Source organism: Pseudomonas sp. fls2-241-R2A-110 (genome assembly GCF_030209165.1).
Lineage (GTDB): Bacteria > Pseudomonadota > Gammaproteobacteria > Pseudomonadales > Pseudomonadaceae > Aquipseudomonas.
The window spans coordinates 238,618-264,644 of record NZ_JARVSN010000007.1 but is presented as its reverse complement, the minus strand read 5'-3'; the positions used below and the strand labels follow the sequence as shown (position 1 = coordinate 264,644).

Below are 26,027 nucleotides of genomic sequence, written 5' to 3'. Positions count from 1 at the left end.
TTTATTGTTCGACAATTTTTCCGGCATGCCGCTTGCTACATCACCTGCGAGGCAAAAGGATTTTTGAAACCTCGGCGAGCAATCTGCCAATGGTCTGGTGGGGCGAACCAACCCGATCATGGCCGGTCAACTACTGCACGTTCAATCAGGCGGTGACGCATCATGGACAACCCCTTTCAGCTCATTACCGATGCCTTTGCGCCGGACTATCAGATCAATCTGAGCATTCAAGGTCTGGACGGCAGCATCATGCTGACCCTTTCCAATGGCGGTCGCGTAGTCGCCAAACGGATGATCAGCGCCGAGCAGCGCAATGATCCCAAGCGCCTCAAGCGCCTGGTGCAAAGCATTCAGTTCGGCATTGCTATCGAACAGGGTCACAGCGCCATGACCATCCTTGAAGCCATGACCGACGGCGACAATCGCAACCTGCCGCCGCCCTCCGTCAAAGGCCAGGCTCGCCCGGCCAGCAGGCTTTAAAGCTCGCCCTTCTCCACTTCGGGATGCTCACTGGACCCCGCACCGATCTTGCGCTGCGGGTGTTCGATCTTCACTGAAGGAAACTGCGACGACGCGTAGCGCACCACCAGAATCGAGAACGCCAGCAGCAAAATTCCGCCGCACAGGTAGATGATGCCGATGTCCGGCGGATTGTGGTGCGATACGTTGGAGATCAGCAGTCGCGTCAGCGCCGTGATCGCCACGTAGATCAGGAAACGTACCGGCATGTGGTTGGTCTTGAAGTAAATCCCGACCATCGCACCCAGTTCCAGGTAGATGAACAGCAGCAAGATGTCATCGATCTTGATGTGTCCTGCCTCGATCATCCCCAAAAATTCCATCACCGCCGCCCATGCGGTCACGGCACCAATGGCGAACAGCGCCATGTAATGGAAAGTCTCGACGAACAGGTTGCCCAGTGACTCGGCGAGTTGATGCACGTTCTGCCGCAGGTTCTCGGCCCAGTTGATTTTCACGATGATGCTTCCTTAGGTCGGTTCGACCGGATAATGCAAGTTGGACGTGACGGTTGTTCTGCATGCAGAAAAAAGGCCAGAGGCTGTGAATTGAGATGAAGGCCGAGTGACATGAGGCACGTCGGTGGTGTCTGGATAGACGCCATCGCGAGCAAGCTCGCTCCCACAGGGTCAGCGCTAATCCTGTGGGAGCGAGCTTGCTCGCGATGGCGGCACCACGGTTTAGCTGACAAACCCTGATTTCGGTCTACATTAAAAAGCCACTACCCAAAGCGCAGGGATTCGCTTATCCTTTTCGCTGTATATAAATACAGTGGTCGAAACAGACAACTAATGTGAAGGCATGTGAGGTGGTGAATGGCCGTCGAAGTGGTATACCGCAGCAGCCGAGATCTGGAGCGCTTGTTCATGGATAAAGCCGAAGCTGACCGTCATGACAAAATGCTCGAACTGGCCGAATTGCTGGCTGAAGTGTTGCAAAAAGCCGTTCCGTCCCTGAGCGAGCAGCAAGTGGAAGAAGCCGGCATCTACATGGCGAAGAATCGCGATGTGTTTGCCAAAGCATTCAAGAGCCAGCCGGATGCACTGTCCGAACTGCTGAATGCGCCGGCTGAAGTGATTGAAAAGGCTGCACCGGTTGAAGCGCCTGCCCCGGTTGAAGCAGAGGAAGCTGCACCCGCCAAGCCCGCCAAAGCGGCCAAGGCAACGAAGTAAGCAACGCCCGAATTGAATAGGCCCTGAGTCAAATGGCTCAGGGCCTTTTTCATGCCCGGGAAAAATCAGGCATCGGGTTGCTCCAGGGCATCGACCAGCGCCTTGAAGAACCGCGCCGCCTCACCGCCGGTCACCACGCGATGATCGAAGGTCAGCGACAGCGGCAGCACCGGATGCACCACTACCGCGCCATCGACGGCCACCGGCTCGTCGCGAATCGCGCCAGCGGCGAGGATTGCCACTTGGGGCGGCACCACCACCGGGTTGGCGTAGCGGCCGAACAAAGTGCCGAAATTCGACAGGGTCAGAGTTGCGCCCATCATTTCCTTGGGCGGAATAGAGCGTGCCTGCACGTCGGCGCGCAATCGCATGACGCCTTCTTTCAAGTCCGCCGTCGAGCGCTGGCCGACATCGCGCAGCACCGGCACAAACAAACCGTCCGGGGTGTCGACGGCGATGCCCAGGTCGAGCCGTTCGTGTTGTTTTAGCGACAGGGTCTTGCCGTCGAACGCGCTGTTGAGCACCGGTTCCACCGCGCAAGCCGCCGCCATCGCCTTGGCCAGTCGAATCAGCGGCTCACGTGCCTGGCCCCAGCGATGCAGGTCGGCGTCACCGTAAAGGGTCACCGGCACCACTTCGGCGTGGGAGCGGGCCATGTTCAGCGCCATGCTGCGGCGTACGCCACGCAGTTTCTCGCCGCCGAACCGTTCACGATCGTTCTGGGCAGCGCTTTCCACGTCACTGCGAATGATCAGTCCATCGTTGCCGGAACCTTTCAACCCGCTCAGTTCCACGCCCAACTGCCGGGCCAGTTGACGCACGGCCGGTGTGGCTCGAATCGCCAAGTGCTCGCGGGTGGAAGGTGCCGCTCCGATAAAAAAAGAATCCTCCTCACTGTTGCCGCCACCCTCGAGCCGCCCGACTACGGTGCCCGCGTCCGCCTCGCCTTCGTACCCGAGCAGCGGTTCGCCTACGTGAATGATGTCGCCCTCGCCGCCATACAGTTTTGCCACCACGCCGTCATAGGGCGCGGGAATGTCCACAAGGGCCTTGGCGGTTTCCACCGACACCAGCAGTTGATCGGTCTTGACGGTGTCGCCAACGCTGACATGCCAGCGAACGATCTCCGCCTCCTGCAAGCCTTCACCCAGATCCGGCAGTTTGAAATATTTCATCGCGGCCTCCTTGGGTCGGGCGTCTCTTTAGAAGTGGTGCAGCAGGACGTTGTCGCAGGCCAGAAGAATGTCGTCGACGTTGGGCATGTACAGCGATTCCAGCCGATACAGCGGCGGCGGAATGTCCGGCGCGGTGACGCGCTGGATCGGTGCCTGCAATTCCAGCAACGCTCGCTCATAAAGGCTCGCGGCGATTTCCGCGCCGACGCCACAGGAGCGCGGCGCTTCGTGGACGATCACGCAACGACCGGTCTTGCGCACCGAGGCTTCCAGGGTGTCGAGGTCCAGCGGTTTGATGCTGGCAACGTCAATCACTTCCGCCGAGACGCCGCGCTCGGCCAGCGCAGTGGCGGCTTGCAGGGTTTCCATGACGCTGGCGCCCCAGCTGATGAGGGTGATGTCGCTGCCTTCGCGCAGGGTGAAACAGCTGTCCAGCGGCAAGCGTTTGCCATCGTCCACCAGGGTTTGCGGGTTCATCCGATAGAGCCGGGTCGGCTCCAGAAACACCACCGGGTCCGGGTTGTCGATGGCCGCCAGCAGCAAGCCATAAGCTCGGGCCGGGGACGAGGGGATGACCACCCGCAGCCCCGGAATGTGCGCGAACAGTGCTTCGGTGCTTTCGCTGTGATGCTCCGGCGCGCGAATCCCCGCGCCCATCGGCGTGCGCATGACCATCGGGCAAGTGATCCGCCCGCGCGTGCGATTGCGCATGCGGCTGGCGTGGGACACCAGATGCTCCATGGCGGCGTAGATGAAGCCCATGAACTGAATTTCCACCACTGGTTTCAAGCCTTGCGCCGCCATGCCGATCACCAGTCCGCCGAGCATGGTTTCGGCCAGTGGTGAGTCGATCACCCGCTTGAAACCGAAGCTGTCGCGCAGCCCTTGGGTGGCGCGAAACACGCCGCCGTTGACCCCGACGTCCTCGCCCAGAACGATGACGTTGTCGTCTTCGCTCATGGCCCGATGCAGGGCGAGATTCACCGCTTCCAGCAGCGTGAACTTGCCGTTACTCATGGCCCGGACCTCCTGCCCGGCGCGCCGCCCGCTCCAGCAGCCAGTCACGCTGCTCGGCCAACGCATCAGGCCAGGTTGCATAGACGTGATCCAGTATCGATTCAGGGGCCTGAATACCCGCCGCTTCGAAGTTATCCACAGCGCGCTGCACCAGGTCCTGGCATTCGCTGATCAATGCCTGCTCCCGGCCTTCGTCCCACACGCCTTGCCCGACCATGAAACGCTGCAGGCGTTTGACCGGTTCTTCGAGCCAAGCGTGCCGGACTTCGTCCGCCGACCGGTAGCGCGTGGCGTCGTCAGCGGTGGTGTGATCGCCCAAGCGATAACTCAAGCATTCGAGCAACACCGGGCCTTTGCCGTGGCGCGCGCGTTCGAGGGCCGCTTGCACCCGGTCGTAAACGGCGAGCAGGTCATTGCCGTCGACTTGTTCACCGTGGAACCCGGCACCGATGGCTTTCTGCGCCAGAGTCGGAGCGCCGCACTGAATCCGTCGCGGGACCGAGATCGCCCATTGGTTGTTGTTGACCACGAACACCACGGGCAACTGCCAGGCGCCAGCGACATTGAGGGCTTCGAGGAAATCGCCTTTGCTGGTTGCGCCGTCCCCGCACGTGGTGACCGCGACCCGATGCTCGCCACGGATCTTGAAGGCGCTGGCGACGCCGCAGGCATGCAACGCTTGCGTGGCGATGGGCACGCAAATCGGAAAGTCCTCGGCCACCGCCGGTTCGGCAAAATCGCTGCCGCGCTCATCGCCGCCCCAGTACAACAGGATTTCTTCCATGCGCACCCCGCGCATCAATTGCACCGCGGTGTCGCGGTAATACGGCACCAGCACGTCTTCGGCGTGCATCACACTGCCAATCGCCACGCCGATGGCTTCCTGGCCCAAGGTGGGCGCATAGGTGCCGATGCGCCCGGTGCGTTGCAGGGCGACGGCTTTCTGATCGAAGAGGCGGGTCAGGACCATTTGCCGATAGAGGCGCGTCAGCAAATTGAAGTCGTCGGCCCAGGCTGGAAGTTCGCCGAGCAACTGACCGTCAGGGGATAAAAACCGGGTGTAGGGCAGCTCAACCTTGTGAAACATCACAGGGCTCCTGGCACGCGGGGTCGGCGTGCGGTTAACCGGCCCGACACTTGTGACGCCGGGCCTGTGGAGCAAGTTTGCCGGGTAGGCCCTTACTCCTTCATCGGTACAGCACTTTCTCCGCCAACTCGTCCGCCACCCGCGCCGGCGAACGTTTTTCCGCCTGGGCATGGGCAAAGACTTCGGTCAGCCTCGAGGCGATTTTCGACAGGTGTGCAGTAATGGTCGTGAGCTCTTCACCCCGGTGTTTGAGTGATACGTAGATCAGCCCGCCGGAATTGATCACGTAATCGGGGGCATACAAAATGCCCCGCCGCTCCAGTTGATCGGCGACCTCCAGGTGAGTCAGCTGATTGTTTGCAGAGCCGGCCACCGCCGAGCAGCGCAGTTGCGTCACGCTGTGACTGTTGAGCACGCCGCCCAGACCGCAGGGCGCAAGAATGTCGCAAGGAGTGCTGAGCAGCGCTTCGTTGGCGATCGGGTGCGCACCCAATTGTTCCATCGCCAGTTGCACCTTGCCGTGATCGATGTCGCTGACCAACAGTTCGGCGCCGGCGGCGTGCAGTTGTTCCGCCAAGGCATAACCGACGTTGCCCAAGCCCTGAATGGCCACGCGCAGGCCTTCTAGGTTGTCGCTGCCCAGGCGGGCCATCGCGGTGGCACGAATACCGGTGAATACGCCCATGGCAGCGTGAGGCGCAGGGTCACCCGCCGAGGTGGTGCTGGTGACGTGCTGGGTCTGTTGAGCGATGCAATCCATGTCCGCCACCGAGGTGCCGCTGTCGATGGCGGTGATGTAGCGACCATCGAGTTCATTGACGCAGCGTCCAAACGCTTCGAACAACGCGGCGCGGCTTTCCACATGGGCGGGGCGAATGATGACGGCAACCCCGCCGCCCTGTGCCAGGCCGGCAAGCGCAGCCTTGTAACTCATGCCTTGGGCGAGGCGAATGGCATCCTCGACCGCTGACTCGTCGCTGGGATAGGCAAGGTAACGACATCCGCCCAGGGCTGGCCCCAGACGTCTGTTATGAATGGCAATGACCGCCTTCAACCCGGTCACCGGGTCGACGCTCAGATGCAGCGATTCAAGGCGAGTGCTTTGCATGAGAGCGAACATCGTAAGGCTCCCGAATCACTTCTTGTAGTCGCCCCAGTATAGGCTTGCGCCCAAAAATTGCAGAAGCGCACAGGAATAAGCAGCGCTGCGATGCAGGCTTTCGGACATAACCTCAAGCTGCCCGTGTACAGCACTGGACGAATGCTGGAGACGGGGCTAAAACGAGGCATTGCCCGGAGATTTCCATGACGCCCCGCCAATGTTTCTTTGCCTGCCTGCAACGATCACCGCCCGCGCTGTTCGAGGCGGCGCTGTGGATGGCGGCCGAGCACGATAAGGCGCTGAACCCGGAAACGGTCCTGGCAGACTTCAACGATCTGCAACAGCGGGTCAGCTATGGCTTGCCGATGTTACCGGTGAGCGAACTGGCCCAACCGCTGTTACGGCGAATGAATGACCTGGGGTTCGCCCAGGACGACTTCACGCCGCTGCGCCCACAAGTGGCGTTGATCCATAAGGTGCTGGAACTGCGGCGCGGCCAGCCGTTGTCACTGGGACTGATTGCCCTGGAGTTGGCCAGGCGCCTGGAGATCCCTTTGGTCGGGGTCAATTTCCCAGGGCATTTCCTGCTGCGGGTACCGGGCGCCGATCACTTGCTGGACCCGTGTGGCGGGCGTCGGTTATACCCCAACGATTGCCGTGAACTGCTACATCGCCAGTACGGCCCGAACATGCAACTCGGCGCCGACCACTTGCTGACTGCCGACCCGGTTCAAATGCTGCAGCGCCTGTCGCGCAACTTGCGCCAGTTGCACCTCTCACACGATGACTACATCGGCGCCTTGATCGACGCCGAACGCGTGCTCGAACTGGGCAACGCCAACGCCTCCGATTACCTGGCGCGCGCCAGCCTCTATCAGCGGCTGGACTGCCCGAACGCCGAGCGCTTTGACCTGGAGCATGCGTTGCTGCTCAGTGATGACCCGATCCAGCGGATTCGCCTGACTGAACGGCTGGGGCATCTACCGCCCAATGCAATCGTCCATTGATCGCAGATCCATTGTGGGAGCGGGCTTGCCCGCGATGGCGTTAGTAAATCCAACATCAATATGTGAGTCAGACCGCTATCGCGAGCAAGCTCGCTCCCACATCGTAATGCTGTTCACTTAAGAACGTTTTGGGGTTGCGGGTTGCGGGTTGGGTACATATCCGTTGCTGCGGTAACGGATATGCCCCCCAACCCAAACCCAAAAACGGTCTTAAGTGAACAGCATTAGCTCCCACATCGGGGCTTTAAGGGGTATCTGGCTGGTTGGCCGGGTGAGCTTTTATGAACGCCGGATGGGTTGCAGCCAGCGCCGCCACTCGGCGAATCCGTGGGTACGCTTCAAGTGAAATATTGAAGCGCTCGGCCGCATACAGTTGCGGGATCAGGTAGACGTCCGCCAGTCCCGGATGATCGCCAAGGCAAAACCCCGCATCCCCAATCAACTGTTCAACCGCCGCCAGCCCTTGGCTGATCCAGTGGCCGATCCACTCCACCACCTGCGGCTCATCGTGTCCCAATTGCCGAAGCTTGTTGAGCACGCTGACGTTGTGCAGCGGATGCACGTCGCACCCGATCAACGCCGCCACACCGCGCTCATGAGCGCGGGCAGCGAGGTCTTTGGACAGCAACGGCACCTGTGGATAACGCTCCTCCAGGTATTCGATGATGGCCGGTGACTGGATCAGCAGTTCGCCCTCATCCGTGCGCAAGGCCGGCACGCGGCCTTGCGGGTTGATGGCCAGGTACGGCGGCTGACGATGCTCGCCGCCGGGCGGCGCGATCAGGTTGATCGGCAGCGCCTGATAGTCCAGGCCCTTGAGCGCCAACGCAATGCGCACCCGGTAAGACGAGGTCGAACGGTAGTAGGTATAGAGTTCCATGACCCGATCCTCTTAGCGCGCCGCCACGACTTTGCCACGGCATTCGCCGAAGCCGATGGACGCAAAACCGTCGCGGCTGCAACGGGCGCGCAGGATGATTTCGTCGCCGTCCTCGAGGAATTTGCGGACTTCGCCCGATGCCAGCTCAATCGGCTTTTTCCCGCCCTCGGTAATTTCCAGCAGGCTGCCGAACTGACCGTTCTGCGGCCCCGACAATGTGCCCGAACCGAACAGATCACCGGCCTGCAACTGGCAGCCGTTGACGCTGTGGTGCGCGACCATTTGCGCCACGGTCCAGTACATGTGTTGGGTGTTGCTCAAGGTCAGGCGATGAGCGGGCAGTTTTTGCTCGCGCAGGCCTTCGGTCATCAGCAGCACTTCCAGTTCGATATCGAATGCGCCCGTCGCTTGATCGCGCTTGTCGAACAGATACGGCAGCGGCTGCGGATCGCCTTCAGGACGCGCAGGCTGAGCGCGGCGGAATGGCTCCAGCGCTTCGGCCGTCACGACCCATGGCGAAATGCTGGTGATGAAGCTCTTCGACAGGAACGGCCCCAGCGGCTGATATTCCCAGGCCTGGATGTCGCGCGCCGACCAGTCGTTGAGCAGGCAGAAACCGGCGATATGATCGGCGGCATCACCGATGGCGATCGACTCTCCCATCTCGTTGCCCGGGCCGATCCAGATGCCCAGTTCCAGTTCGTAATCCAGGCGTGCACACGGGCCAAAGGTCGGCTCGGTCTGACCGGCTGGCAAGGTCTGGCCCTTCGGACGGCGAACGTCGGTGCCGGACGGGCGAATGGTCGAGGCACGACCGTGATAACCGATCGGCACGTACTTGTAGTTGGGCAGCAACGGGTTGTCGGGGCGGAACAGCTTGCCGACGTTTTGCGCGTGCTCGATGCCGACGTAGAAGTCGGTGTAGTCATTGATTTTCGCCGGCAGGTGCATCGCGCAATTTGCCGCCAGAGGCAGCAGCTTTACACCTTGGGCTTCGATCTTGCCACGCAGCGTGCTGCCCTCGGCGAACAGTTCCAGCAGACGTTCGCGCAGCGCGACGCGAGCCTCACGGCCCAGTTCGAAAAACCCATTGAGCTGACCGCCACGGGTGGCTTCGACGGCGGTACGAGCGACGCCATCGAACAGGCCCGCGTCCAGTGCCGCTTCCAGATCAAAGATATGCTCGCCAATGGCCACGCCGCTGCGCGGTGCCGAACCGTTGACGCTGAACACACCCAGAGGCAGGTTTTGCAGCGGGAAATCGGTGTGGCCGTTGGCGGAGGCAACCCAGCTACGAGTGATGGAAGTCTGAGTCATGGGTTATCTCCGGGTCGGGTCGAAAGTGGCGGGCAGCGTGGCCCAGCAGGCATCGTAGTTGGGTTGCAGTTGCGGGCACTCAAGGGCGAATCGGCTCGGGCGCAGCACCTGGCTGGTCTCGAACATGAACGCCATGGTGTTGTCGATTTTCGTCGGTGCAAGTTCAGCGTTGATCGCTTTGGTGCAGGTCTCACCGTCCGGGCCGTGCGCGCTCATGCAGCTGTGCAACGACGCACCGCCGGGCACGAAACCTTCGGCCTTGGCATCGTACTCGCCCTTGATCAGGCCCATGAATTCGTTCATCAGGTTGCGGTGGAACCACGGTGGACGGAAGGTTTTCTCGGCGACCATCCAGCGCGGCGGGAAGATCACGAAGTCCAGATTGGCCAGGCCGTGGACGCTGGTCGGTGACGTCAGGACAGTAAAAATCGACGGATCCGGGTGATCGAAACTGACCGTGCCGATGGTATTGAAACGGCGCAGGTCATATTTGTACGGCACATTATTGCCGTGCCAGGCGACCACGTTCAGCGGGGAATGATCGAGCTCGCAGCCCCACAACTGGCCGAGGAATTTCTGCACCAGAGTGGTCGGTTGCTTGAGGTTTTCGTAATGCGCGACCGGCGTCAGGAAGTCTCGCGCATTGGCCAGGCCGTTGCTACCGATCGGTCCCAGGTCCGGCAGGCGCAGTGGCGCGCCGTGGTTTTCGGCGATGTAACCGCGAGCCTGCGGGTCGAGCAGTTCAACGCGAAATTTCAGCCCGCGCGGCAACACGGCGATTTCCAGTGGCTCCAGTTCCAGCACGCCCAGTTCGGTGGCGATGCGCAGACGCCCCAACTCAGGCACCAGCAGCAGTTCGCCGTCGGCATTGAAGAACACCCGCTCCATCGAACGGTTCGCGCGGTAGCTGTAGATGCTGATCCCAGACGGTTTGTCCGCGCCCGAGTTGGCGGCCATGCTCACCAGCCCGTCGATGAAATCGGTCGGCTCGCTAGGGAGGTCCAACGGGTTCCAGCGCAGGCGATTGGGGGTCACTTCACCCAACGGGCCTCCGGCCAGTTGTCGATCCAGTTTGACGAACGCCGGGTGATTGGCCGACGGCTGAATCCGATACATCCACGTGCGCCGCGCTTCGCTGCGAGCCATGGTGAACGCGGTGCCGGAGAACAGTTCGGTGTAGAGGCCGTAAGGGGCTTTTTGCGGGGAGTTCTGGCCGACGGGCAGTGCGCCGGGCAACGCTTCACTGCTGAATTCGTTGCCGAAGCCTGACTGGTAAGCCAGCGCTGGCGCCGTTGAATCGAGGTTCATGGAGCCTCCTGAACAGGGAGTAGGCAATGGCCTGTCGCTCTGTTGCAGAGGTTGGGGCCTGCCTGGGTTATTTTTATCGTAATTCGATTACGCATAACGTAATTTGATTGGTATTGACCGTCAAGCTATAAAGACGCCCATTCATCCCCGGATCAGACCGCCTTCATGGAAACGCCGCGCAACAACGATAAACAGAAAGTCCGCTCGGCCGAGGTCGGTACAGACATCCTCAAGGCGCTGGCCGAGTTGTCACCTTCGACCTCGCTGTCGCGCCTGGCGGAACACGTGCAGATGCCGGCAAGCAAGGTTCATCGTTACTTGCAGGCCTTGATTGCCAGCGGTTTTGCCGAGCAGAACACGGCCACCAACCATTACGGACTCGGTCGTGAAGCACTGCGCGTAGGCCTTGCCGCACTCAACAGTATGGACGTGCTGAAAGTCGGCGCCCTGCCCCTGGCCGAGTTGCGCGATGAACTGAACGAAACCTGTTTTCTGGCGGTGTGGGGCAATCAGGGTGCGACCGTGGTGCACATCGAACCGGCCGTGCGCGCGGTGACGGTGGTAACGCAATTGGGCTCGGTGCTGCCGTTACTCAGCTCGTCCACTGGCCTGGTGTTTGGCGCTTATCTCCCGAAACGGGAAACCGTGGACTTGCGTGACCAGGAACTGCGCAACACCACCGACCATGCCTTGGCGGACGATCAGACCTATGCGGCGTTATGCGAACAGATCCGCGAACGCGGCCTGCATCATGTGCATGGTTTGCTCATGCCTGGGGTCGATGCGTTGTCGGCACCGGTGTTCAATGCTGTCGGGAATGTGGCGGCTGTCATGACTATTGTCGGCCCGGCGTCGTTGTTTCACGCCGATGAAAACGGCCCGGCGGCGCAGCGATTGCTGGCGGCGACGCGGGCCGTTAGTTGGCGGATGGGGTTTGAGCCAACCCCGACAGCGGTTCAGCTCAAGGATTAACCGGCAGTCAGATCAACGTACCGTGGTTTTGCTGCTCCTTACGCCGACCTCGGACAGTACGTCCTCAACAATCTCTATTAGCACTTTGTGAGGGACCTCTCGGCCCATGGCCTGGGAAACCAGGCCTGCAACTGTCTTCGCATCCCCGGCAAGACTGATCAGTGTTTTCTGGGTGGCGGTGACTGCTTGCTTGCCAAACTCCTTGTATTTGCCATAGCCCAATGAAGCCAGATCGATCAGTGCATCCTTGAAATGAGTGATGGCTTTGTCTTTGTTTCCATCGTGATAAGCCTGTGCACCCTCCAAGATGTTCTTAGTGATTTGAATCGCGGCAACCGCCAGCCCAAGGGGAGGAATAATCAGGCTGATGACTTGTGCGGCCTGGATGACGGCATTGTAGGTCAGACCTGTAATGATCTCGGCAAGACTGGTGGTTTGCGCATCCACTTCCCTGATAACGCGCCGTACCCTGTCATCGTAAGACCTGGCGAAGTCCCGGACGCGGCTGTTGTGTTCCAAGTCAGGCGGCGGCACGCTGCGAGTCGACGCTTCCAACTCGTCGAAGTAATTGCTGACGGCGAGTTGATCAGTGAAGTGGACTCGCGTCGCGTAATACTCCCTCAAGCCCTTGATACGCACCGATGAAACAAAATGGCCTAGCGGGCGAAACCACGTTCCGTCTGGCGCTTGCGGCGTATACAACCAATCCTCGTTTGTTTTCCCGTTCATAAGCCGGAATACATAGACCCCTTCCACTGGACGTCGTCGACCAAGGTGAAACTGGTAAACACTGTTTTCCATCGCAGGGTAATCGCCCAACGGATCGCGCGTTTGCGAACTCTTGAGGGAAACAATGGAATTGAGCAAGCCATTGAGTTGTTCAAAGGTCATTCGCTGCTGAAAGTACTCAGACAACGCAGCCCGGTTCATTTCCGCTAACTGACGCTGACGATGGACCTCGCGCCTGAACGTGTAGCTCAACTCGGTGGGCTCAAGATAAACCGAACTCAGCATTGCAATGTACTTCTCACCTGGACGTAGCGTCCGGGCCCACTGGGCAAGGTGCACGATAGTGAGTTTTTTGAGCGAGGGATGCCCAGGTTCCAGTCGATACCTTGGGTAAAGATCGGGTGACGTGTTTCCCTTCTCAACTGGATAGAAGACTTTTTCACTGGCAATAACAGAAGTCAGCGTGGCTTTTTCCGAAGGACTGAACTCAATCATAATTAGATCGGGATCGACGGCTGCGAATTCGCCTTGAGACTTTAGTGCCTGTTCAAGGGTGTATTTTATTAAGTCGTAGGCAAATTGCTGATACGAAATGAACGTGTGATCCCGAGCTTCGACGGTATAGAGCGCCTTCAGTTCGGTATTAAGTCGAGCAAACTGCTCACGCCAAAAGACAGGCGCATTACGATAGTTTGCCGGGGCCAACTCACCCGCCTCGATTGTGTCCCAGCGAATCTGTTCAGACACGACACCGAACAGAGGCTGCCCTGGTTTCGGAGAAATAAACTCGCGCAACTTTACATCGTCGTTTTTCCAGAAGCGCTTGTTCTGCGCCAGCTCGCGGAAAAATAGATGAGCGGAGTCTCGATAGCGGACACTCACCTGATCATCAATAAACGCTGGAGACTTGCTTGCCCAATCACCTACGGCATTTCCCATTGCGACGACGTTATCGAAACTGTGCCAGACCTTTCCATCGGGAGCGCCAGGCGCATATAGAATATTTCGACCTTGCGGATTCCCCTGTTCACTGATAACAAACAGGTTTTTCATCGGAGCTGCCGAGCCCGGTAAAATCACACCACGTACAAACAGCGCAGGATCTCCTTGCAGGTATCGCAGAACCCAACGGTCGTCCAGACGTTCGTAATAGCGTTCGACGTTAGCGCAAAAAAGCGTGAACTCTATCTGTCGAGCCAAATGCTCTTGCATCGCCTCATTGATCGCTGCGGATGCACCGGAAACCATCATGATCGTAAAGTCAGAACGAATATCTGTCGAAGAGAGCCAGCGCTGAAGGCCAGAACTTGTGAGCCCCGGAAAGACCGTTCCTGAAAAATCCAATTGTTGCAGCGTCGACATTTGCAATCCGAAAATAACAAACTCGGTCAACGATCGCTTGTCTTCCTGCACAATCTCTCGTCCCCCCACGTTAAATTTATGCACGGACGTCACGATAATCTGGTCAGGCTCACACTCGACACCCGCCGAACTTTGTGCCCATGAACGAATGCGATGACGCGCATAGGCTTTCAATGAAGCTCGTGGCCCCAATACTTCATTCAACGTGTTTTCACTTTCCACCAAGGCTGATTCAAGAGCCAGAAAACGCTGCACATTTTGTTCACCATAATTTTCACGCCAATAGTCCAGTCGCAACTGCCTTTGACTTGGTAATTCCTTATTAACACTCATCAAAATAATCCTTGTTGATAACGATAATGGCAACACGCCAATTATTCGATCAACAAAAACTAACTTCATTTTCTAAAATTCAAAACCCACAACATCTTTCTTGTTATGTAAGTTACGACTCTTCACCCACACAAAAATACCTGGTTATTTTTAAAAACAATAAAAAGCAAAACCGCACTACAACCAGCCAACCCTCTTTTCAATCAAGCAACCCCAACCTCTTGGCCTTTGCAACTGCCTGAGTCCTACGCTCCACACCTAACTTTCCATGGATGCGCCGAGAATGTGTCTTGACTGTATGTAACGAAATGAACAGCTGTTCTGCAATCTGCTGATTGGAATTACCCAGTGCAATCAACTTGAGTACTTCAACTTCACGCTGACTGAGCGGGTTTACTTCACTAACGAGTGCCGTGTTTTCAAGACTGACGCCGGTAGCGCCCAGCGTTGATACAAGGTCGGGCTGACGCAGTTGCAACTCGCAAAACGCCTGCTGGAGACCACAGCGATCAACCAGGTTCAAGCCCTTGTGCAAAGACTCTCTGGCCGTAACGCAATCACCGCTCAGCCATGCAACTTCAGCCCCGGCGAACAGCAATTCGACTTCCAGCGCCAGCATGGCCGACCGTTGCGACTGTTCGAGCAGGTGGGCGAGTTGACTCATCGGGTCTTTGGCCTGGTGCAGATATACCTGAGCCAATACCAGCAAGTATTCATTCCGCGCAATCAACATTAATGTTGCCGGTGGGGCCTGTCGCGCCAGCGGAGCACGGTAGTGGCGCAGCACCCGGCTGAGCGCTTCATTGGCCAGTTCGGGGCGACCCTGCTGTAGCCAGAGTTGACTGCTGACTTGCAACAGCGCCCCACGATAAACGGTGTCGGGAATCTGCCGTTGCTGCATCAAGCGCTCGGCATCGCGCAGATGAACAAACGCTTGAGCGTAGTCGCGCTGATTGCCTGCAACCTGCGCCAATCCAAGGAAGCCATAAAGCACCCGTTTGTCATGGTTGCGCAGACAAATTTGCAGCCCTGCTTCGAAATGTTCGGCCGCCAGGGCATCCAGGCCCTGAGACAAACTCAACCGGCCACGATGCAAGGCAATCCGCCCCAGCAACGGCTCAGCTTTTCGATGCTGGCGGGTGAGCAGGCCATGGATGTTGGCGAGCAAACTTTCGGCACGTTGAGGCGCCCCACGTTGCTCCAGCAATTTCGCGTGATCGAGTTCCAGCAGCCCTTCGAACACCAGCGAGCCTTGTGCTCGCGCCAGGCACAACGCATCGCGGTTAATGGACTGCGCGACATCGAGTTCGCCCCGCAGCAAGGCCTGTTGCGTCAAACCCGACAGGCACATCAAGCGCACGGGCCAGAGGTCAGGACCGAGCACGCTCAGCGCGTCGATAAAGTGCTCGCGTGAGCCCTCCATGTGCCCCTGCAAATGCAGCATCCAGCCTTGCTGGGCCTGCCAGCGCGCAATCAATTGCCGCTGAAGGAATGCCGACGGCTGAGGTGTGAATCGAGACAGATATTCGATGCAATCAGCCGCTTGGCCGAATCGACCGGCAAACAACAAGGCGGCGGTGATCAGCCCGACCAGTTGCGATGACCCGAGCATCAGTTCTTCGCCCTGTTGTTCATGCAAATGCAACAACAGCACGACCGTCTGTTCCTCGAACAGGTGCTCAAAACTGAAATGCTGCAACAGGCTGACCGCGACCTCGAATTCTTCAGCCAGCAAGGCATGTTCGAAGGCGGCTTTCCAATCGAGTTCGGCCGCAAACCACTGGCAGGCACGACGATGCCATGAGCGCCCCGCCGGCCATTGTTCAGCGCGCATCAACTGCGTGAGCGGTGGGAAAATCTGCAACCAGTCGTCCGTTTCCCTCCAGGGCTCGATAAAACACCCCAACTCTTGCAAGGTTTTCAAAAATTGCGCACCTTCACCCGCCCCAAACAGGTGATCGCACAGGCGGGCATTGAATCGCGGAAAATGCGCGAGCACCCGCCAGACTTCCGCCAGCTCCGGGGTCAAGCTGGTGAACAGCTCGTGCTCGAGATAATCGAGTAACGTGTCCGGTCGACTGTGCTGCGGGTCGTTGCGCGACCCGTCGCATTTTTGCAGCAGCGCAACACGCACACCGGCACACCAGCCGCCACTGCGCTGGATTATTTTGCTGGCAGCGGCGCTGGCATCGACCGGTGTCAGGTGACGTAACAGCGAAGCGATTTCCGGTTGATTGAACGCCAGCGTGGCGCGCTCGCATTCGTACAACTCGTCATCGAGCAGCAATCGTGGCCAGTTGCATTGCGGGCGCCGCCGGCCGCCCAGCCACCAGGTCAGCATCGGACTGCTGGCGGCCAGCATGCGGTCCAACAGGTGATCGAGTTCCGGGTTCGGAACGCGACAATAGTCATCGATAAACAGCCAGGTTGGCGCTTGCAATCGAGCCAGCGCACCGAGTACATCCGACTCTTGCGCAGACGCCAGCCCCAATGTCTGCGCCAGACGCTGGCAAAAATCCGCGGGACTCAATGCCACACCTGACAGCGGCAGCCAACACACCCGACACTGTGGCGGAGCCTGTAGCAAGCAGTCGGTGAGCAGCGCTGTCTTGCCACTGCCGGCGGGCGCGCAGAGTAATTTCACCCGTGCCGCCGAAGCCAGCAAAGGCTCGTTCAATCGATCACGCGACAGGTGATGCGAAGACAGTCGGGGCAGAAATCCAGGACGGTCCAGACACGGGGTCATGGCGGTCATTGCGGCGTGCCTATTTATAATTGTCCGACAACCCTAGCCCTCTGAAGCGCGCTTGTTGAGAAGTATTCAGGGCGCTGATTGGCAGCCATAAAAAAGGCGACCCATGGGTCGCCTTTTGCATTGCCCGTGAATCGAGTCCCTTACCGGACGCCCTCCGCCCGCAGTGCCGATGGTGTGTAATCGGCGGACTTGGCCTCAAAGCCGAACTCGAAACTGTGTTTCTCTTCGTTCTTCATGCCCAGCGCAATGTAGCGACCGGCAATGATGTCGTAGAGCGCTTCGAGCGTGTAGGCCTGAGCCTGGTGATCGTAGTAATACTGGGCGTGACCTTCGGCCACTCTCCACAGTTGGCCGCGACCGTCGTAGTGGTCAGCCAGCGCAACTTGCCAGCTGTCTTCGTCGAGGTACATGTGGCGTTTGGCGTAGATGTGGCGCTCGCTCGGCTTCACTGTGCCGATCACCTCCCAGACGCGGTGCAACTCGTAGCGGGTCAGGTCCTGGTTGATGTGGCCAGCCTTGACGATGTCGTCGTACTTGAGGCTCGGCGAGTCGAGTTTGTAACTGTTGTACGGAATGTACATTTCCTTCTTGCCGACCAGTTTCCAGTCGTAACGATCCGGTGCGCCGGAGAACATGTCGAAGTTATCGGAGGTGCGCAGACCATCGGCGGCGGTGCCCGGCCCGTCGTAGGCCACTTGCGGCGCACGACGCACACGACGTTGGCCGGCGTTGTAGATCCACGCCAGGCGCGGCTCTTTCACCTGATCGAGGGTTTCGTGCACCAGCAGCACGTTACCGGCCAGACGCGCCGGCGCGGTCACCGACTGCTTGAAGAAGGTCAGCACGTTGGCGGCCTTTTCCGGGTCCAGGTCTTTCATCAGTTGCGGGACGGCGATCTCTTCTTCGAAGCGGATCGGCGTGTAGCTGCCGTTGGTCTGCGGCGTCACCTGAGTGATGATGCGGCGCAGGTTGCCGCCGTGATAACGGGTGATGTGGTTCCACAACACTTCCACGCCAGTCTTCGGGATCGGAAACGCGTAGTAGCGGTTTCCGGTGAAATTGGCCAGGCCGTTACCGTCGTTGATGCTGTTCACGTTCAGCGCACTGCGTTTGGCCGATTCGTAGATTTCCGGCGGCACGGCCACGGTACGGTGAGTCGGGTAGACCGGGATCTTGTAGGTTTCCGGGTAGCGCTTGAACATCGCCACCTGGCCTTCCGAGAGTTTGTCCTTGTACTTGTCGACGTTGGCGGGGGTGATCACAAACAGCGGTTTTTCGCTGGCGAACGGGTCAGCCAGGAAGCCTTTACTGTCTACCGCGCCGGCGTTTTTCGGGATACCACCGGTCCATGCCGGGATCGAGCCGTCAGCGTTACCGGCCTTCTCGGCGCCGAGCGGGGTGAGCGTGGTGCCGAGTTTGTTCGCTTCTTCCGGCGATACCGCCGCCATCACGTTGGCAGCCAGCAGGCTCAAGGCCAGGGCGCCGCATTGCAGAATCATCTTGCGCATTGAATTCATCCTTCTCAGCCAGATCAGAAGTTCACGCCGAAGCTCAGTGCCAGGAAGTCACGGTCTTCCAGGGTGTTGTAGTTACCGCCGAAGAAATCGGTGTAACTCAGGCTCGCGGTATAGGTGTTGCGGTAATCGGCATCGACGCCGATGCTGACTGCCTTGGCGCCTTCGTTGAACAGTCCGTTGGGGCCGTAGCCCGCGACGTCATGGGACCAGGACAGGTTGGGTTTGAGGTTGACGCCGGCAAAGACGTCGGCATAGTCGAGAATCGCCCGGGCGCGGTAGCCCCAGGAGGTCGAGGTGACGAAGCCGTCGGTGTCGCCGCCAAAACCGTACTGGCCGTAGACCGAGTCGCGGCCGTAACGCAGACGGCTACGCGGTTCCAGACCACCGACGTGAACCACCGCCGCTTCGCCCACCAGCGTCAAGCGCTGGGCGCCCAACACCTGATCGAAGAACTGTGTGAGGGTGCTTTGGATCTGCGTGATTTCCTTGCGGCGATAGCCTTTGTTGTCAGCGCCAGGTGTGGTGGCAATCGGTGAGGCGGCGCCACCGGCGATCGGGTTGACCATGGCCAGGGTCAGGTCGTTGGTGTTGACCTGCACCGGAGCATTCGGGCGATAGCTGATCTCACCGCTCCACGCGGTGCCGGTAGGCAAGGTGGTAGAGAAACTCGCGCCGTAGAGACGAATGTCTTCCGGGTATTCGAGGTAGTACTGGCCACGTCCGAGCATCACGCTTTGCGCCAGCCCCGAACCACTGCCCGGCGCCAGGCGGTTGGCCACACTCACCATGCCCGGCAGGCTGGCCAGCGTCGACAGGCCGGCGGTGGTGGTGCCGACCGTCGGTGTGCGGCTGTGGTAGTTCATGAAGTACAGGCCGTACTCGGTGTCGTCACCGAGCCAGCGCAACGCCGTGCCCCACTGCCCGGAATCCCGCGCATCGCGGTCACCGCCACGGGGAACGACCACGCCCTCGCGGGTCACCTGGATCGGTTGACCGAAGGCCGCTGCCAAAGGCGCCAACGGGGCAATCGCCGGACTACCGACGGTGTAGTTGTTGTTGCAACCGTCCGCCACCACGTCGTTGCCGAAGAAGGTGCCGCAGTTGTCGACGACGGTCTGGTCCCACTCCAGTTGATAGAAACCTTCCACCGAGAGCTGATCGGTCAGGCCTTGGGAGGCGAACAGCATGTTGACCGGAATCAGTCCTTCCTTGATCTCGGCGCCTGGGCGACGGAACGCGGAGACATCGATCGGGTTGATGCTGTTGATCGAGTTGCCGATGAAGGTACTTTCACCCCAACTGACCACCTGCTTGCCCGCGCGCACGGTGCCCGGCAAATCGGCGATGGAATAGTTGTGATAAACGAAGGCATCGAGAAGCTCCGCCCCCGAAGACTTGGCGCCTTCCTTGCGGCCACTGTCACTGATCTGCTTGAACTCGCGGTCTTCGTCCTTGAGCTCGAAGTCGTACCAATACTTGCCGCGAACGAACACGCCGGTATCGCCATATTTTAGCTCGAGGTCGTGAATGCCCTTGAAGATCTTGGAGAAGGTTTCGCCCTTCTTGAAGTTCAGCCGACCGTCGTCACCGGTCGAAGACTGACCGGTCCCGCCGTTGACAGTGCCCACCAACGACTTATCAGCATCGCGCATACCCCAACTCGCGCCGACGGACAGCGAGGAGTCAAACGATCCCTCGATTTCGCCAATGTTGAATGAAACAGCCTGCGCCTGGGCACAGCAACCCAAGGCAACCGCAGCGGCCAGCGCTTGCGGCGTGAAGATGGCGCGCATTGTTGTTTTTGTCATGCGTCTTCCCCGGTGAGTGACAGAAGGCCCCACCCTACTGCCGCACGTTGGGAGCGATAAGCGCACCAAGGAGGTATTCGAGGTGTACCTCTTAAGTATGAATGCCTAGATGGAACGCGGGTTTGCGCCGTGTATGGATGGGCTGGATGGAGGGTTATCAGCCAGATGCATGAACGGGGCTGATCGCTAGCGGCTGTCGAATGTTGCGTTCGACGGCGACGCACGGGAAATGGCGGGACTGTTGCTCAGACTGCAACACTGCATGTCGCGAATCGCTATTTTTCCTTAGGGCTCAACGGCTTATTCTTGCCGGGCTTTCAAGGTGAACCGCCAGAAAGCACGAAGCGATGACGTGTGATCAATCCACCTCATCGCTGACACAATCCAGATGAATCGATGCGTTATCGATTGATCGCCCTGAGTACACTGACGTTGATTTGTAGCTCCTTGATCCAACGTCTTACTTTGGCCGCTGCGTTTGCAGCGGCCTTTTTTATGGGCGATGGTTTTGTAGCGAGGGGGAACAAGCGGGGGCATGGCAGGGCTCTGAAAAGCCCTGCGCAACACATCAACGTCAGATCGAATACTTCTGCAAATTCGCCATCATTTCCTTCAGCGCTTCGATGTTGTCCTTCGGATGCGCGGCGCCTTCGAAATCACAAATCTGCTGCCAATGCGCCGCCACATCCTCCGGCGAGAACCCCTCCCGTGGATCAAACCCGGCGCCCAGGCTCCGTTCCCAACGCACTTTGCCCATCCAGCCGCCGCCGACTTCAAACAGCCCGGAAGTCTCCTGGCAGGTTTCGCTGGCCAGGTACACCACCAACGGGCTCACCAGTTCCGGCTTGAGTTGCTCAAACACTTGCGGCGGAATCAGGCCTTCGGTCATGCGCGTGCCGCCGGTAGGCGCGATGGCGTTGACCAGGATGTTGTTCTTGCGGCCTTCGATTGCGAGGGTGCGGGTCAGGCCATAGAGGCCGAGTTTGGCCATGCCGTAGTTGGACTGGCCGAAGTTGCCATAGATGCCCGAAGTCGAGGCGGTGAAGATCACACGGCCATAGTTTTGCTCGCGCATGTGCGGCCAGGCGGCGCGGGTGACTTTGTAGGCACCTTCGACGTGGACGCGGTAAACCAGGTCCCAATCGGCGTCGTCCATTTTGTGGAAGGTCTTGTCGCGCAGGATCCCGGCGTTGTTGACCACCACATCGATGCGGCCGAAGGCATCGAGGGCGTGCTGGACGATTTTGTCGCCGTCGGTGACGGAGTCGTGGTTGGCCTCGGCGATGCCACCAGCCTCACGGATCTCAGCTACCACGCGGTCTGCTGTCGAAGCGTTGGCGCCTTCACCTTGCGCCGAACCGCCGAGATCGTTAACCAGCACTCTGGCGCCCTGTTTGGCGAACAACAATGCGTGCGCACGGCCCAAGCCGCCGCCTGCACCGGTGACGATCACGACTTTATCTTCGAAGCGCACAGACTCATTCATGGGGAAAACTCCAGCAGGCCAAGGACAATAAGTCCGAGTGTCAGGCACGGCACTGCTGGTCACAACGAACAAGGGTGGGGCTGAATGGTGCTCGATAAGGCTGGGGGATAATCAGGAACAGGCCACTTTGAGCGGTGGCGAAACCAGCCGATCACGAAACTCGAGGTAATGCTTGAGCACCAGTGACGGGGCCTCGGATTGCGGGTAATGACCGATGTCGGGCAACAGGACGGTGTCCGGATTGGGGATCAGTTCCCGATAGCGCTTGACCATGTGCGCACCGGAAATGGGATCGACCTCACCGTCAATGACTCGCAGCGGCACTTCACCACGCTGCATGGCGCCGACCCAGCGCTCGCGCTGGACACGCCGTTCGGGAATGTAGGCGATGAGCTTGTGCATGATCCGTGGGCCGTGATTGCTGTCGATCAAGCTCCAGAAGTCATCCATTTCACTTTCGCTGGGGCAAGTTCTCGGGCCGAATATCTGCCGGAAATTCTTCACCAGTCCGTCGCGGGTAAAGGCTCGTCCGATCATCCAGCCCAAGGGGCTGAGCAAGAGTTTTTGCATCAGCACCGGACGATGGGTTTCAGGAAACAGGCCACCGTTGAGGAACACACAACTGGCGATGTCCACGCGGGTCTCGTAATGCCGCGCCAACAACTCCTGGGCCACGCTGTCACCATAATCATGGGCCAACAGGTGCACCGGCCGTTCGACATTCAAGTGCGCGAGCAAGGCCTGCTGCAGATCGGCCTGCTCCAGCAAGCTGTATTCATGGTTGGCCGGTTTGGCGGAGTCGCCGAAGCCGAGCATGTCGCAGGCAATCACTCGATAGCGCTGCGTCAGCGGCTGCCACAGGTAGTGCCAGTCCCAACTGGCAGTCGGGAAGCCATGAATGAGCAACAGCGGCTCACCCTGCCCCGCCGTCCAGTAACGAATGGTCTGACCACGAAACACAAACGTCTGGCCGCGTTTACGCCAGACACACAGGGGGATCTCGGCGAGTTGCATTAGAGTTTATAACCCGGGTCTTGTTGATCGAGTTTGCGCAGCAGCGCCGGCCAGGCCAGCGCGCCACCCATCCCTTGAGCACTTTTGGTAACACCGGCGATCATCGCCTTGGCGCCCGCCAGAATCTGCGGTTCGATGGCGATCAGTTCAGCGCCGCCGCCCTGCGCCATGACCTGGATATCGCAGGCGCGCTGGAAGGTGAACATCATCAGGAAGGTATCGGCGATGGTGCCACCACAGGTCAGCAGACCGTGGTTATGCAGCATCAGGAAGTTGTTTTGGCCAAGGTCGGCTTGCAGGCGCGCCTTCTCTTCATGGTTCAGCGCAACGCCTTCGTATGCGTGGTACGCCAGGCTGGACAGCACAAACAATGACTGCTGACTGATGGGCAGAATGCCCTGTTTTTGCGCCGATACCGCAACACCCGACGCCGTGTGGGTGTGCAGTACGCAGACCACATCGTGACGCACTTCATGCACGGCGCTGTGAATGGTGTAACCGGCCGGATTGATTTCGTAAGGGCTGTCCATCAGCTTGTTGCCGGCCTGATCGACCTTGACCAGGCTTGAGGCGGTGATCTCGTGAAACATCAACCCGAACGGGTTGATCAGGAAATCTTCGGTGCCCGGCACCTTGGCCGAGATGTGCGTAAAGATCAGATCATCCCAACCATGCGCGGCAACCAGACGGTAGCAGGCAGCCAGGTCGACGCGGGTCTGCCACTCGGCAGCACTGACCTGGTTTTTCACATTGTGGGGTGATTGGACGGGGGCAACATTCACGGCAAGGACCTCCTGTTCTTATTGTTTTACTGTCATTACAGCAGTCTAGTCAGCCCCTGGATTTCGCGTAGTTGCATTGGCAGCCAGCTTGATGGCCTAACGAGTCAGTTCAGGCCGACACCTGGATCCAGGTCAAAGGACCGCCGCCAGTAATGGGGCGCAAAACAAATTCAGCAACCCCGTCAGCACCATGACAAGTCCCGCCACCGAACCTTCTTCACCGCCCACTTCATGGGCCCGGCTGACGCCGGCACCGTGCGCGCCAACGCCAAACAGCGCGCCCCGTGCCAAGGCGCTGTGCAGCGGCAGCCACTTGAGCAGAATGCCGCCGAGCATCGCCCCGAACACGCCGGTGAACATCACGAACACCGCCGTCAGTTCCGGAACCCCGCCGAGTTGATGAGCCAGGGGCATGGCAAACGGCGTGGTGATTGAGCGTGGCACCAGTGACAGGGTCACTGAACTGTCCAGCGCTAGCGCCTTGGCCAGACCGAACGAGGTGCCGATGGACGCCGCACTGCCCGCCAGCATGCCAAGCAGCAACGCCGACCAATGCCGCATCAGCATCTGCCGCTGTTGCCAGATCGGCACGGCAAACGCGACAGTCACCGGGCCCAGAATCCACATCAGCCAATGGGTGTCGCTCGAATATTCGGCATACGCGGTGTGCAGCGGCACCGCGAGCGCCAACAGCAGCGCAGGCACCAGAATCAGCGGCGACAACAGATATCGACCGGTACGCCGATAGATCCACCGGCTGAACACATAGGCCAGCAGCGTGAAGGCCAGCCAGAACATCGGCATCAGCTCAAGCTTCATGGGGCCTCCTCAACCGCACCACCGCTTCCACGGTAAACGCCGTCACGAGCATCACCATCAGCGTACTCATGCCGATCACCAGCAGAATCCGCCAGCCGTCATTGCGCATCAGGCCGCCGTAATCGAGCAGGCTCATCAGCGCCGGAATAAAGAACAACAGCATCTCGGCCATCAATAAACCTGCGCCCGTTTGCAACGTCGCCGGCTTGACCCAACCGAAGGCGAAAGCCAGCAACAGCAATGCCATGCCAATGACGCCACCCGGGATCGGCCAGGCAAACCATGCGCCGATTGCGCAGCCAAGCAGATAAATGCCGAGCAGCACGGCCAGTTCAGTCACCAGTCGGGCCAGTTTTTTCAGGGTGGGTGCATGCATGATGTCGTTCCTCGCAAGGGCTCATTTTACGGAGCACGCTTCCATCACCGAAACGAATTGTTAGACTCGACACCATTCCAATCTGGAATCAGGCCCATGGAATTCAAGCAGCTGCGCAGCTTTGTCGAAGTGATGCACCAAGGGGGGTTCACTCAAGCCGCCAAAACCCTGCACCTCAGCCAATCGGCGGTGAGCAAGCAAGTCGCGCAACTGGAACAGAGCCTGGGCACCCCGCTGCTCGAGCGTCTGGGTTCGCAGTTGCGCCTGACCGCCGCCGGCAGCGTGGTCCTGCAACGGGCCGAAGGCATGCTTCGGCTGCGCAACGAATTGCTCAGCGAGCTGGATGATTTAAGCCAACTGGTGCGTGGGGAGTTGCGCCTGGGCCTTCCGCTACTGGGCAGCGACGCACTGTTTGCCGAGTTGTTTGCCGAGTACCGGCGCCGCTACCCGAACATCAGCATTCAGTTGCTTGAGGGCGGCAGCCGGAACATCGAACAGGCGGTATTGAGCGGAGATCTGGAGCTAGGCGGCAGTCTTTTGCCGAAGGATCCGCAATTTGCCTTTCAGCCCTTCTGCGATGAACCGCTGGATGCATTGCTACCGGCCGATCATCCGCTGGCGACAAAGACTGTGATTGGATTGGAGGAGTTGGCCGACACTCCGTTTCTGCTGTATCAGCGCAGCTTCGTGCTCAACGACCGATTGCTCCAGGCCTGCCATCAACTGGGATTTACGCCCAAGGAAGGCGGGCGCAGCGGTCAGGCGGATTTTCTGGCGGCGTTGGTGGCCGCAGGTCAAGGCGTGGTGTTGTTGCCCAGCGTGGTGGCGCGCGGGCTGGTGCGGCCAGGCGTGGTGCGCCTGACCTTGAAAGCCCCGAGCTATCTACGCTGGGACATCGCCTTTATCTGGCGCCAGGGTGCGTACCTGTCCAAAGCCGCGCAAGCCTGGCTCGCCCTGTTGCGCGAACGGTCGGTCAGTCCCGCAGCGCGTTGACGAACTCAGCCAGCCAAGGTTCGGCGTCGGTTTCCGGGGTGACGCTTTCACTGGCATCCAGACGCAGCATCGGCAGCACTTCGCGCACGCCAAGCTCACTGAACAATTCGCGCATCTGCTCGCCGCCACCGCAAAAGGTATCGCCATAACTCGCATCGCCCAGGCCGATGACTGCACCGGGCAAACCGCGCCAGGCGGCAGGCAACTGGTCACGAATCATCGAGTACAACGGTTGCAGGTTGTCCGGCAATTCGCCCATGCCGGTGGTCGAGGTCACCGCCAAAAACGCTTGCGGGCCGAAAGCCTGGACATCGGCGAGCGTCGCGCGCGGGTTGTGCCAGGTCTCGAAACCCGCGGCATTCAAAATAGTCGCGGCGTGGCGGGCAACCTCTTCAGCCGTGCCGTACACCGAGCCGGAAATGATGGCAACTTTCATCAATCGATCCTGAAGCAGAGTAAAAACACAGATATTAACAGCACAGGCTCGTTTGATCTTT

At 59.3% G+C, this 26,027-nt stretch carries 22 protein-coding genes and 1 pseudogene; 5 read left to right on the top strand and 18 right to left on the bottom strand.

Going from position 1 to position 26,027, the window contains the following annotated elements; all coding sequences use genetic code 11:
• Positions 1 to 162 precede the first annotated feature (162 nt).
• Positions 163 to 480: a DUF3509 domain-containing protein gene (locus QRN31_RS06615; protein ID WP_285430924.1), complete on the top strand. Its 318-nt coding sequence runs from the start codon at positions 163 to 165 to the stop codon at positions 478 to 480.
• Here the strand turns inward: QRN31_RS06615 and QRN31_RS06610 are convergent.
• Positions 477 to 977: a phosphate-starvation-inducible protein PsiE gene (locus tag QRN31_RS06610; protein ID WP_222589840.1), complete on the bottom strand. Its 501-nt coding sequence runs from the start codon at positions 975 to 977 to the stop codon at positions 477 to 479. The genes QRN31_RS06615 and QRN31_RS06610 overlap by 4 nt on opposite strands.
• Before the next feature lie 357 nt (positions 978 to 1,334).
• On the opposite strand from QRN31_RS06610, the pseudogene QRN31_RS06605 reads away from it, so the two are divergent.
• Positions 1,335 to 1,589, top strand: a pseudogene (locus tag QRN31_RS06605) (YebG family protein); the annotation flags it as partial.
• 167 nt (positions 1,590 to 1,756) lie between these two features.
• Here QRN31_RS06605 and QRN31_RS06600 read toward each other — a convergent pair.
• From QRN31_RS06600 to QRN31_RS06585, 4 genes are all read right to left on the bottom strand, one after another.
• Positions 1,757 to 2,866, bottom strand: coding sequence for a dihydrolipoamide acetyltransferase family protein (locus QRN31_RS06600; RefSeq protein WP_285430923.1), 1,110 nt, complete (start codon positions 2,864 to 2,866; stop codon positions 1,757 to 1,759).
• Between the two features lie 27 nt (positions 2,867 to 2,893).
• Entirely contained in the window at positions 2,894 to 3,883 is a 990-nt protein-coding gene (locus QRN31_RS06595) for an alpha-ketoacid dehydrogenase subunit beta (protein ID WP_285430921.1), read from the bottom strand.
• Positions 3,876 to 4,970 carry a pyruvate dehydrogenase (acetyl-transferring) E1 component subunit alpha gene (gene pdhA / locus QRN31_RS06590; RefSeq protein ID WP_414923998.1) on the bottom strand — a complete coding sequence of 365 codons (1,095 nt, stop codon included), beginning with the start codon at positions 4,968 to 4,970 and terminating at the stop codon, positions 3,876 to 3,878. The genes QRN31_RS06595 and pdhA overlap by 8 nt, the downstream gene beginning before the upstream one ends.
• Positions 4,971 to 5,070: 100 nt before the next feature.
• Positions 5,071 to 6,090: a Glu/Leu/Phe/Val dehydrogenase family protein gene (locus QRN31_RS06585; protein ID WP_285430919.1), complete on the bottom strand. Its 1,020-nt coding sequence runs from the start codon at positions 6,088 to 6,090 to the stop codon at positions 5,071 to 5,073.
• A gap of 185 nt (positions 6,091 to 6,275) precedes the next feature.
• Between QRN31_RS06585 and QRN31_RS06580 the strand changes: the two genes are divergently transcribed.
• Positions 6,276 to 7,079 (top strand): SirB1 family protein, encoded by an 804-nt coding sequence (locus QRN31_RS06580; RefSeq protein WP_285430917.1) that lies wholly within the window; start codon positions 6,276 to 6,278, stop codon positions 7,077 to 7,079.
• A 244-nt stretch (positions 7,080 to 7,323) separates the two neighbouring features.
• On the opposite strand, the gene maiA is transcribed toward QRN31_RS06580, so the two are convergent.
• Genes maiA through hmgA form a run of 3 tightly spaced genes read right to left on the bottom strand, consistent with a single transcriptional unit; the run spans position 7,324 to position 10,584 of the window.
• Positions 7,324 to 7,959 (bottom strand): maleylacetoacetate isomerase, encoded by a 636-nt coding sequence (maiA, locus tag QRN31_RS06575; protein ID WP_285430915.1) that lies wholly within the window; start codon positions 7,957 to 7,959, stop codon positions 7,324 to 7,326.
• Between the two features lie 12 nt (positions 7,960 to 7,971).
• Positions 7,972 to 9,276, bottom strand: coding sequence for a fumarylacetoacetase (gene fahA / locus QRN31_RS06570; RefSeq protein WP_285430913.1), 1,305 nt, complete (start codon positions 9,274 to 9,276; stop codon positions 7,972 to 7,974).
• Between the two features lie 3 nt (positions 9,277 to 9,279).
• Positions 9,280 to 10,584: a homogentisate 1,2-dioxygenase gene (hmgA, locus tag QRN31_RS06565; protein WP_285430912.1), complete on the bottom strand. Its 1,305-nt coding sequence runs from the start codon at positions 10,582 to 10,584 to the stop codon at positions 9,280 to 9,282.
• 165 nt (positions 10,585 to 10,749) lie between these two features.
• Between hmgA and QRN31_RS06560 the strand changes: the two genes are divergently transcribed.
• Positions 10,750 to 11,556: an IclR family transcriptional regulator gene (locus QRN31_RS06560; RefSeq protein ID WP_285430910.1), complete on the top strand. Its 807-nt coding sequence runs from the start codon at positions 10,750 to 10,752 to the stop codon at positions 11,554 to 11,556.
• A gap of 12 nt (positions 11,557 to 11,568) precedes the next feature.
• On the opposite strand, the gene QRN31_RS06555 is transcribed toward QRN31_RS06560, so the two are convergent.
• The 9 genes from QRN31_RS06555 to QRN31_RS06515 all read right to left on the bottom strand — a co-directional run bounded on the left by QRN31_RS06555 (position 11,569) and on the right by QRN31_RS06515 (position 24,537).
• Complete coding sequence (locus QRN31_RS06555) at positions 11,569 to 13,980, bottom strand: serpin family protein (RefSeq protein WP_285430908.1); 2,412 nt, start codon at positions 13,978 to 13,980, stop codon at positions 11,569 to 11,571.
• Between the two features lie 199 nt (positions 13,981 to 14,179).
• Positions 14,180 to 16,735 carry a LuxR C-terminal-related transcriptional regulator gene (locus tag QRN31_RS06550; protein WP_285430907.1) on the bottom strand — a complete coding sequence of 852 codons (2,556 nt, stop codon included), beginning with the start codon at positions 16,733 to 16,735 and terminating at the stop codon, positions 14,180 to 14,182.
• A gap of 140 nt (positions 16,736 to 16,875) precedes the next feature.
• On the bottom strand, positions 16,876 to 18,243 hold the full coding sequence (locus tag QRN31_RS06545; protein WP_208669949.1) for a DUF1329 domain-containing protein: 1,368 nt from the start codon (positions 18,241 to 18,243) through the stop codon (positions 16,876 to 16,878).
• Between the two features lie 23 nt (positions 18,244 to 18,266).
• Positions 18,267 to 20,060: a DUF1302 domain-containing protein gene (locus QRN31_RS06540; protein WP_285430906.1), complete on the bottom strand. Its 1,794-nt coding sequence runs from the start codon at positions 20,058 to 20,060 to the stop codon at positions 18,267 to 18,269.
• A 574-nt stretch (positions 20,061 to 20,634) separates the two neighbouring features.
• Positions 20,635 to 21,546 (bottom strand): SDR family oxidoreductase, encoded by a 912-nt coding sequence (locus tag QRN31_RS06535; protein ID WP_285430904.1) that lies wholly within the window; start codon positions 21,544 to 21,546, stop codon positions 20,635 to 20,637.
• A 111-nt stretch (positions 21,547 to 21,657) separates the two neighbouring features.
• Positions 21,658 to 22,560 carry an alpha/beta fold hydrolase gene (locus QRN31_RS06530; RefSeq protein ID WP_285430903.1) on the bottom strand — a complete coding sequence of 301 codons (903 nt, stop codon included), beginning with the start codon at positions 22,558 to 22,560 and terminating at the stop codon, positions 21,658 to 21,660.
• Positions 22,560 to 23,342, bottom strand: coding sequence for a class II aldolase/adducin family protein (locus tag QRN31_RS06525; RefSeq protein WP_090175389.1), 783 nt, complete (start codon positions 23,340 to 23,342; stop codon positions 22,560 to 22,562). Before QRN31_RS06525 ends, QRN31_RS06530 begins: the two co-directional genes overlap by 1 nt.
• A 132-nt stretch (positions 23,343 to 23,474) precedes the next feature.
• Entirely contained in the window at positions 23,475 to 24,161 is a 687-nt protein-coding gene (locus QRN31_RS06520) for an LrgB family protein (protein WP_285430899.1), read from the bottom strand.
• Positions 24,151 to 24,537: a CidA/LrgA family protein gene (locus QRN31_RS06515; protein WP_285430897.1), complete on the bottom strand. Its 387-nt coding sequence runs from the start codon at positions 24,535 to 24,537 to the stop codon at positions 24,151 to 24,153. Before QRN31_RS06515 ends, QRN31_RS06520 begins: the two co-directional genes overlap by 11 nt.
• A 96-nt stretch (positions 24,538 to 24,633) precedes the next feature.
• On the opposite strand from QRN31_RS06515, the gene QRN31_RS06510 reads away from it, so the two are divergent.
• On the top strand, positions 24,634 to 25,530 hold the full coding sequence (locus QRN31_RS06510) for a LysR family transcriptional regulator (RefSeq protein WP_285430896.1): 897 nt from the start codon (positions 24,634 to 24,636) through the stop codon (positions 25,528 to 25,530).
• Here the strand turns inward: QRN31_RS06510 and QRN31_RS06505 are convergent.
• The gene (locus QRN31_RS06505) at positions 25,511 to 25,966 is read right to left on the bottom strand and encodes a flavodoxin (RefSeq protein WP_285430895.1); all 456 of its coding nucleotides are present in this window, start codon (positions 25,964 to 25,966) and stop codon (positions 25,511 to 25,513) included. The genes QRN31_RS06510 and QRN31_RS06505 overlap by 20 nt on opposite strands.
• Between the last annotated feature and the right edge of the window lie 61 nt (positions 25,967 to 26,027).